Origin of the sequence: Streptomyces niveiscabiei (assembly GCF_001419795.1) — a bacterium.
GTDB classification, from domain to species: Bacteria; Actinomycetota; Actinomycetes; order Streptomycetales; family Streptomycetaceae; genus Streptomyces; species Streptomyces niveiscabiei.
Map to the genome: position 1 here is coordinate 1 of NZ_LIRL01000859.1, position 8102 is coordinate 8102.

Below are 8102 nucleotides of genomic sequence, written 5' to 3' on the forward strand. Positions count from 1 at the left end.
CTGCCAGTTGAGGAAGAGCTTCGCGGCGGCGGGGTGGCGGGCCGTCTTGAGGATCGCCTCGCGCTGGCCCCAGGCGACGAACGGGTCGGTCGTGTTCGGGATCATGCTGCCCTCGGCGCCGGGGGTGACCCAGCCGCCCAGGCCTACGGCCTTCTTGCCCTCGGCCATGAGGTTGCCGGCGGCGTCGGAGCCGCGCAGGAACCGGGTGTTGCGGGCCATGCCGTCGAGCCACTTCCAGCCGTACGCCTTCACGTACCGGCTGTAGAGGAAGAGGGTCGCGTCGTCGTCGTTCGGGTAGGCGGAGGCGACCTTGCCCTTCCAGCGCGCGGCGGCGAGGTCACGGACGCTGCGGGGTGCGTCGGCGCCGACGGCCTGCCGGTTGTAGGCGGCGCCGAAGGCGAACACGTCGGTGGCGATCCAGGCGCCGTCGGGGTCCTTGAACGAGGCGTGCACCTTGTCGAACCCGGCTGCCTTGTAGGGCAGCAGGACGCCCTGCCGTTTCCAGCGGTCGAAGTCCTGGAGGGTCTGGAGCTGGACGACGTCGGGGACGAGGCTCTTGGTCGCGATCTGGTGGTCGATGCGGGCGTCGTGGTACTTGCTGTAGTCGACGACCATGTCGACGGTGACCCCGGGGAAGCGCCGCTCGAACGCCTTCTTCGTGTCGTCCTGCTGGTCCTTCCAGTCGCCGCCCGCGTAGACGACGAGCTTGCCGCCCTCGGCCTTCGCGGCGGCGTACAGCTGGTCGAGGGTCTTGGTCTCCTCGTCGGAGGGCCGGGCCTCGGAGCGGGTGGCGGCGCCGAAGGCGAGGCCGACGGCGGCGACGGTCGTCGCGAGGACCCCGGCGACGAGGGTGCCGCGCAGGGGGGTGGGTTCCTTGGCCGTGTTCAGGGGGTTGAACAGCATGAGCGGACTCCGGGAAGGTCGTGGGGGTCAGCGGATGAGTTCGGCGGGCTTCGTGGCCTTGCCGAGCAGCCACTCCAGGGGCCCGCGCCGGAAGTACCGGGCCCACACGGCGGCGAACACGGTGACTGCGACGATGAACCCGAGCAGGACGTGCGGCGGCGAGCCGGGCAGTTCCTCGATGCCGAGGACGTGGATGCCGGCGATGTGGAAGAGGTACGCGGTCAGGGACATCGAGCCGACGGCGATGACGGGCTTGGCGAGCCGGTGGAAGCGGGGGAAGGCGTCGACGGCGGCGAGGCAGCCGATCAGGACGAGGAGCGCGACTCCGGCGTTGCCGAGGACGGACAGGGTCGTCTCGCTGTGCGGGGAGGCGACGAGCAGGCCGTAGGGGGTGTCGCCGGTCGGGTAGCCCCAGGTGTCCGACCACCAGGCGGACGCCGCCGAGCCGCCCCCGCCCAGGCCCGCGCCACCCATGTCCGCTCCGTCCATGCCAGAGCCGCCCTTGCCCCAGCCGCCGAAGCCGCTCTCCGCCAGCCGGGTCAGCGCGCCGGGCACGAGGTGCAGGGCGAGCCAGGAGCCGCCGTAGCCGAGGACGGCGAGCGCGGCGCCGGTGACGGCGAGGCGGGTGCGGACGAGGGCCGCGGCCAGGTCGAGGCGGGCCACGGCCATCCCGGCGATGACGAACGGGATCCAGGTCAGGGCCGGGTAGCTGCCGGAGAACAGGAGGGAGACGACGCCGCCGGTCTCGGCCGGCCAGGTCCACAGGCCGCCGGGCTCGTGGTTCGCCAGGAAGTGCTGGACGACGTAGAGGACCTGCGGCAGGACCAGGGCGCTCGCCGCCGCGATGACCGCGAGGGGCAGGGCGCGCAGCCGGTACAGCGGGAGGACGAGGAGGAAGTACAGGCCGTAGAAGGCGAGGATGACCTCGACGGGGGTGCCGCTCATCGTCAGCAGCGTGCCCAGGACGAGCAGGATCGCCGCCCGGATCACGACCTTCGCGACCGCCTGACGGCCCGCGCGGCCGGTCTTCGGGGTGCGGCGGCCGGTGATCAGCATGACCGAGAACCCGGCGAGGAAGGCGAAGAGCGCGGAGGCCCGGCCGTGCGCCAGCTCCATCACGTGCCCGACGAAGCCGCCCTGCGCGGGGTCGGGGCCGACGTGGGCGGCGTACATGCCGAAGACGGCGAGGCCGCGCGCGAGGTCGACGCCGATCAGGCGCCCCGTCGAAGGCCGCGCGGGCTCCTCGGAGCGCCCGGGGGCCGGCTCGGCGGCCCGGTCCGTGAGCGTCGTCCGGTCTGCGTTCTGGGTCATGCGTCCAGGCTGGTCGGCGGGGAGCCGACCAGGTATCCGGCACTCGTCCGGGCACCCCCCGCCGGTCGGGGGGTCCGCCCCCGCCGACCGGGGGCGTACCGCCGTACCCCCCGGGCGGCTGGTCCCCTCCCCCCGACCGGCGGGACTGTGCCCCGTACCCTCTGCCACGAGGGGTTTCGCCCTCTACGGTCGGATGTGACGGCGCAGACGACCGGTGCCGATCACAACTCAGAACGACGAGGCGGGACGCACGTGATCCGTGTCATGGTGGTGGACGACGAGGCCCTGGTGCGGTCCGGTTTCCGGCTCATCCTCAACGCGGCCGAGGACATCGAGGTCGTCGCGACGGCGACCGGCGCGGAGGCCGTGGCCACGGTCCGGCGCGAGCGGCCCGACGTGGTGCTGCTGGACATCCGGATGCCGGACGTGGACGGCCTCACCGTGCTCGGCCAGGTGCGGGCGCTGCCCGAGCCGCCGGTGGTGGCGATGCTGACGACATTCGACGCGGACGAGTATGTCGTGACCGCCCTCAAGTCCGGCGCGGCCGGGTTCCTGCTGAAGGACACCGAGCCGGACCAGCTGGCGCAGCTCGTGCGGACGCTCGCGGCGGGCGGCGTCGTGATGTCGCCGAAGGCCTCGCACGCGGTGTGGCGGGGGCGGCCCGCCTCCGCCGCCGACGACGAGGAGACGGGGCGTGTCGGGCGGCTCAGCGAGCGGGAGCGCGAGGTGCTCGTGCTGGTCGCGGAGGGGCTGTCCAACGCGGAGATCGGGGCGCGGATCCATCTCAGCGCCGGGACCGTCAAGGATCACGTGAGCGCGATCCTCACGAAGCTGCGCGTCGGCAGCCGCGTGCAGGCCGCGCTGCTCGCCCAGCGGGCGGGGCTGCTGGACGCGGGGGACGGCGGGTCGGGGCGATGAAGTGGCGGCCGTCCGAGCGTGCTCTCGACGCGCTGGTCGTCGTCATCGCCGTCGCGGACGTGTGCATCAGCCTGGAGGACGGCGGCACGTTCACCCTGGTGGCCGCCTCGGTCGCCTGTGCGGGGCTGGTGCTGCGGCGGCGGTTCCCGCTCGCCGTGTTCCTGCTGACGATCCCGGCGACCACCATGCTGGACATCGTGTTCGCGCCGTTCGCCGCGCTGTTCACCCTCTCCGAGCGGTCCCGGGACCGGCGGCTGCTCGGGGCGTGCGCGCTGCTGTTCGCCGTCGCGTCCGCCCTGCCGTGGCCGTTCGACGGGCTGTCCCAGCACGACCGTACGTGGACCGTCGTCTACTTCTTCTACACGCTCGCCACCGCCGCCGCGCCCGTCCTGCTCGGGCAGCTCCTCCAGGCCCGGCGCGATCTCGCCCGGCGGCTCGTCGAGATCGAAGAGGCCCGGGAACACGAGCGGTTGCTGCACTCGCAGGCCGTACTGGCGCGGGAGCGGGCCCAGTTGGCGCGTGAGATGCACGACGTCGTCTCACATCAGGTGAGTCTCATCGCCGTGCAGGCCGGGGCGCTCCAGGTGGCCACGAAGGATCCCGAGTTCCGGGAGGGGGTGCGGGCCATCCGGTCGCTCAGTGTCGACACGCTCGATGAACTCCGGCACATGGTCACACTGTTGCGGGCGTCCGGGGGGCGGGCCACCGAGTTGACGCCTCAGCCGACGCTCACGGATCTTCAGCGGCTGGTCTCCGGGAGCGGGATCGAGACGGAGCTGACCGGGGAGTTGCCGGTGCAGGTGAGTACGACCGCTCAGCGGGCCGTGTACCGGACCGTGCAGGAGGCGCTGACCAATGTGCGCAAGCACGCGCCGGGGGCCCGGGCGACGGTCCGGCTGTGGCACGACGCGTCGGGGTTCGGGGTGACAGTGCGGAACACGCCTGCGACGCGGGCGTCCTTGCCGTTGCCGGGGGCGCATCAGGGGTTGATCGGGCTGGGTGAGCGGGCGGAGTTGCTGGGCGGGACGTTTACCGCAGGGCCTACGGAGGAGGGTGGGTTCGAGGTGAGCTTGCGGGTGCCGGGGTAGGGCAAAGCCGTGCGGCGGCCCGGCGCATCACCCGTCCCGTTCCTCTCGGGTCACCTCGCTCGCCGCATGCCCCGCGCCGTGTCCCTCCGCTCGATGGGTGATGCGGCCGTGGTGAATGCGTACGGCGGTCTCCGTGCGGTCGTCGACCGCCGAGCTGCCGATCGCCTTCGCGATCGTTTCCTCCTCGTCGAGGACGATCCGGATGCGCGGCAGGTCCGTGGGGGCGAACACGCGGCGCAGGCACGCTACGAGGTCCGTGATCCGTAGTCGGACCAAGCGGCCGGTCTCCGCGGGGTCCGCGGTCACCACGACGAACGTCGTCCCCTCCCCCGGCGCTTCCCTCACCGCCCCCAGCCGCGCGGCGCCCAGAACGACCACCACTCCGTCATCCCGCAGATCGACCGGTCGGCCGGTGATCTCGTCCCGCAGACCGGCGGGCGGCGTCCAGGGTTCCCGTGTCTCTCGCGCCGGGGCCGTGAACGCCAGATGCGGTGCCGGTTCGTCGATGGTCAGCGGCAGCTCCGCCAGGTGTTCCGCCGCCCGCGCCACGTCGAAGGGGTCCCCCGAGCCCGGCGCGTTCTCCGCCAGCGCCGCCGCCCCGTGCAGCAGCGTCAACGCGAGGTCCGCCACCCGGACCGGCGGCCTCCGCGCGTCCAGCGACAGCGCCAGCAACAGTGCCTCCAGGCGCAGGAGTTCCGCCAGCGCCGCCCGCATCGGGGCCGTGTCGACGACCCCCGAAAGGGAGCGGAGCTGTAGGTGGCCGCTCGCCGGGGTGTCGCCGGCCAGGGGGAGGCGCTCCAGCCAGACGCGGGCGAACGCGCCCAGCGCCTCGCTCATCGACTCCGGCGTTTTCAGGGGAGGTTGAGCAGCCGACCGGGCCGCCTCCGCGTCGGCCGCGAGCACCGCCAGGTACAGCGCGCGCTTCCCCGCGAAGTTGGAGTACACCGCGCCCCGCGTGAGGTCGGCGCGTTCCGCGATGCGGTCGATCTTGGCGTCGGTGTAGCCGTGCTCGGTGAACTCGGCGCGGGCGGCGGTGAGTACGGCGGCGCGGGTGCGGTGCTGCTGCTCGGCGCGGGTGAGTCTCGCCATGGTGTCCCCTTCGGTTCGGACTGTGCCATGATACCGAGACCATCCAGATGTTGGCGTCATCCGAAAACGCGCACCATCCGAGACGCCGAACATCCACGGCACCCGACACCCACGAGGCCGCCCATGCCCCTCCCCGTCCTGCACGCCCTGCGCTGCGCAGGCGCCGCCAGCCCCACCCGCATCGGCGCCTTCACCGGCCTCACCGAACCGGACGTCGAGTCCGCGCTCATCGACCTCGGTGTCGAGGGTTTCGTGACGCGCTCGTACGACGCCTGGAGCCTCACGGACGCGGGGCGCGCGGAAAACCTCCGTCGGATCACCGCCGAACTCGACGCGTCCGGCGCCCGGGACCCGCTGCGGGCGGCGTTCCAACGGTTCCTGGTCCTCAACCCCGAGCTGCTCGACCTGTGCACGGCATGGCAACTGCGGCCGGTGGACGGCTCGTTCAGCGTCAACGACCACAGCGACCCGGCGTACGACGCGAAAGTCCTCGACCGATTCGCCGACCTGGACCGACGGTTCGCCCCGGTCGGTGACGAACTCGCCGCCGCACTCCCCCGGTTCAGCCGCTACCGGATCAGGCTGACCGGGGCGCTGGAGCGGGCGGCGGGCGGTGAACGGGAGTTCGTGACGGACAGCACGGCGTCGTACCACACGGTCTGGGCGGAGCTGCACGAGGATCTGCTCGTCACGCTGGGGCTGCCGCGATGAGGTGGGTGCACCCGGTGTCGGCCGAACTCGCCGGGGACAGCGCGGAGTTGGGCGGCAAGGCGCTCGGGCTGGCGCTGCTGCACCGGCTCGGGCTGCGGGTGCCGCCCGCGTTCGTCGTGTCGGCGCGGGCATGCCGGGCCTTCCTCGACGAGAAGCGGCTCCCGGAGGGGCTCCGCGAGGAGCTGGCCGAGGGGATCGCCGGGCTCGAACACGCCACCGGCCGCGTCTTCGGCGGCCCGGGCAGGCCGCTCGCGGTGTCCGTGCGGTCGGGGGCGGGGATGTCGATGCCGGGGATGATGGACACGGTGCTCGGCCTGGGCCTGACCACGGCCACTACGGCGAGTCTGGCCACCGAGACCGGTGACGAGGGGTTCGCGCGGGACTCCCGGGCCCGCTTCCTCGCGAGCTTCGCGGCGGCCACGCCGGCCCCCGTACCGGACGACGCCCCAACTCAGCTCGCCCTGGCCGTAGAAGCCGTCTTCACGTCCTGGTGCTCCCCCCGCGCCCACACCTACCGCACCCTCCACGCCGTCCCCCACGACCTCGGCACGGCGGTCGTCGTCCAGGCCATGGTCTTCGGCAACCGCGACCCCCGCAGCGGAACCGGCGTCGCCTTCAGCCGCGACCCCAACACCGGCGAGAACACCCCGTACGGCGACGTCCTGTTCCGCGCGCAGGGCGAGGACGTCGTGTCCGGTACGCGGCCGACCCGCCCGCTGCGTGAACTCGCCGACCGGGAACCGGCGTTGTGGGCGGAGCTGCTCGACGCCCTGCGCCGCGTCGAGGGCCGCTACCGGGACGCCTGCTACACCGAATTCACCTTCCAGTCCGGCGAGTTGTGGCTGCTCCAGGTCCGACCGGGCCGGTTCACGAACGCGGCGGCGGTCCGCACGGCGGTGGAGCTGGCCGAGGCGGACGTCATCGACCGGCGCGAGGCGCTGCGCCGGGTCCGGAGCCTCGCCCACGTCCGTACGCCCCGCATCGCCGGGCCCAGGGACGTCGTGGCCCGGGGGGTCGGCGCGTGTCCCGGCGTGGCCGTCGGCCGGGTCGCGACGACGACGGAGGCGGCGCTCCGCATGGCCCGGGACTCCCCCGTCGTCCTGGTCCGCCCCGAGACCTCCCCGGACGACCTGCGCGGCATCGCGGCGGCGGCCGGGATCGTCACGGCGCGGGGCGGCCCGGCGAGCCACGCGGCGGTCGTGGCACGGGCGTTGAACAAACCGGCGGTGGTCGGGGCGCAGGGCTCCGCCCTCCCCGAGGGCACCCTCGTCACCGTCGACGGCACCACGGGCGAGGTCGCCCTCGGCACCCCCCGCGTCCTCGCCGGCGCCCCCGACCCCCACGTACACCGCCTCCTCACCTGGGCCGACGACGTCTCCGGGAACCACACGCCCCGCGACGACGTCCAGCGCCTCGAAGACGCCCACCGCACGCTAGGAGCCCTCTGACATGCCCACCCGCCACCTCCACGTCGTCCGGCACGGCGAGGCCGACGCCTTCGGGCACCTCACCGCAACCGGCGACCGCCAGGTCGAGTCGCTCGGCCGGCGGCTGTCCGCCCTGCCGGTCGACGCGGTCTGGCACTCGCCCCTCCCCCGCGCGGAACGCTCCGCGCGGATCCTCGGCACCCACCTGGCGGACGCCCCCGTGCGGGAGGCGCCCGAGCTGACCGACCATGTGCCGTACGTCCCGGAGGACATGCCGCCCGCGTACGCCGGTTTCTTCGACGGGTTCGGCGGCGAGGAGGCGGCCGAGGGGAGGCGGCTGGCGGACGCGCTGACCGCGAGGTTCGCGCGCCCCGCCGAGCGGGAGACCCACGAGGTGCTCGTCACCCACGCCTTCCAGGTCGCCTGGCTCCTGCGGCACGCCCTCGACGCGCCGCCCGCCCGCTGGATCGGCCTGAACTGCGGAAACACCGCGCTGACGACGATCCAGTACCGGGACGGCCTGCCCCCGGCGGTCGTCCTCTTCAACGACATGGGCCACCTGCCACCGGACCTGCGCTGGACGGGCTTCAGCAGCGGGGTACGCCCCTGAGGAACCGGCACTCGCAAGGCCGAAACCCCGCGCCCCGCCAAAACC

The 8102-nt window shown here is 73.4% G+C and carries 8 protein-coding genes; 5 read left to right on the forward strand and 3 right to left on the reverse strand.

Translation table 11 applies throughout. From position 1 onward, the window contains the following. Together AOK24_RS35575 and AOK24_RS35580 are read right to left on the reverse strand one after the other, a co-directional pair. Positions 1-903 (reverse strand): ABC transporter substrate-binding protein (locus AOK24_RS35575; RefSeq protein WP_055724101.1); only part of this gene is annotated, 903 nt, incomplete at its 3' end. Between the two features lie 27 nt (positions 904-930). Beyond that, on the reverse strand, positions 931-2214 hold the full coding sequence (locus AOK24_RS35580; protein WP_055724102.1) for a DUF418 domain-containing protein: 1284 nt from the start codon (positions 2212-2214) through the stop codon (positions 931-933). Positions 2215-2466: 252 nt separating this feature from the next. Here AOK24_RS35580 and AOK24_RS35585 point away from each other — a divergent pair, with 252 nt between their 5' ends. Continuing rightward, on the forward strand, positions 2467-3132 hold the full coding sequence (locus tag AOK24_RS35585; RefSeq protein WP_240554274.1) for a response regulator: 666 nt from the start codon (positions 2467-2469) through the stop codon (positions 3130-3132). Continuing rightward, positions 3129-4220: a sensor histidine kinase gene (locus tag AOK24_RS35590; protein ID WP_055724103.1), complete on the forward strand. Its 1092-nt coding sequence runs from the start codon at positions 3129-3131 to the stop codon at positions 4218-4220. Before AOK24_RS35585 ends, AOK24_RS35590 begins: the two co-directional genes overlap by 4 nt. A gap of 27 nt (positions 4221-4247) precedes the next feature. Here AOK24_RS35590 and AOK24_RS35595 read toward each other — a convergent pair whose 3' ends face one another. Beyond that, positions 4248-5309, reverse strand: coding sequence for a TetR/AcrR family transcriptional regulator (locus AOK24_RS35595; protein ID WP_055724104.1), 1062 nt, complete (start codon positions 5307-5309; stop codon positions 4248-4250). A 123-nt stretch (positions 5310-5432) separates the two neighbouring features. Here AOK24_RS35595 and AOK24_RS35600 point away from each other — a divergent pair, with 123 nt between their 5' ends. Genes AOK24_RS35600 through AOK24_RS35610 form a run of 3 tightly spaced genes read left to right on the forward strand, consistent with a single transcriptional unit; the run spans position 5433 to position 8057 of the window. Continuing rightward, a complete protein-coding gene (locus AOK24_RS35600) occupies positions 5433-6020 on the forward strand; it encodes a hypothetical protein (RefSeq protein WP_055724105.1) in 588 nt (195 codons plus the stop codon). Then, entirely contained in the window at positions 6017-7468 is a 1452-nt protein-coding gene (locus AOK24_RS35605; RefSeq protein WP_055724106.1) for a pyruvate, phosphate dikinase, read from the forward strand. The genes AOK24_RS35600 and AOK24_RS35605 overlap by 4 nt, the downstream gene beginning before the upstream one ends. A gap of 1 nt (position 7469) precedes the next feature. Next, on the forward strand, positions 7470-8057 hold the full coding sequence (locus AOK24_RS35610; RefSeq protein ID WP_055724107.1) for a histidine phosphatase family protein: 588 nt from the start codon (positions 7470-7472) through the stop codon (positions 8055-8057). The last annotated feature ends 45 nt before the right edge of the window (positions 8058-8102 follow it).

What these genes read in the sequence shown, in the direction of transcription:
- AOK24_RS35580 (WP_055724102.1), bottom strand. Translation starts at nt 2,214, where the DNA reads ATGACCCAGAACGCAGACCGGACGACGCTCACGGACCGGGCCGCCGAG.
- AOK24_RS35590 (WP_055724103.1), top strand. Translation starts at nt 3,129, where the DNA reads ATGAAGTGGCGGCCGTCCGAGCGTGCTCTCGACGCGCTGGTCGTCGTC.
- AOK24_RS35595 (WP_055724104.1), bottom strand. Translation starts at nt 5,309, where the DNA reads ATGGCGAGACTCACCCGCGCCGAGCAGCAGCACCGCACCCGCGCCGCC.
- AOK24_RS35600 (WP_055724105.1), top strand. Translation starts at nt 5,433, where the DNA reads ATGCCCCTCCCCGTCCTGCACGCCCTGCGCTGCGCAGGCGCCGCCAGC.
- AOK24_RS35605 (WP_055724106.1), top strand. Translation starts at nt 6,017, where the DNA reads ATGAGGTGGGTGCACCCGGTGTCGGCCGAACTCGCCGGGGACAGCGCG.
- AOK24_RS35610 (WP_055724107.1), top strand. Translation starts at nt 7,470, where the DNA reads ATGCCCACCCGCCACCTCCACGTCGTCCGGCACGGCGAGGCCGACGCC.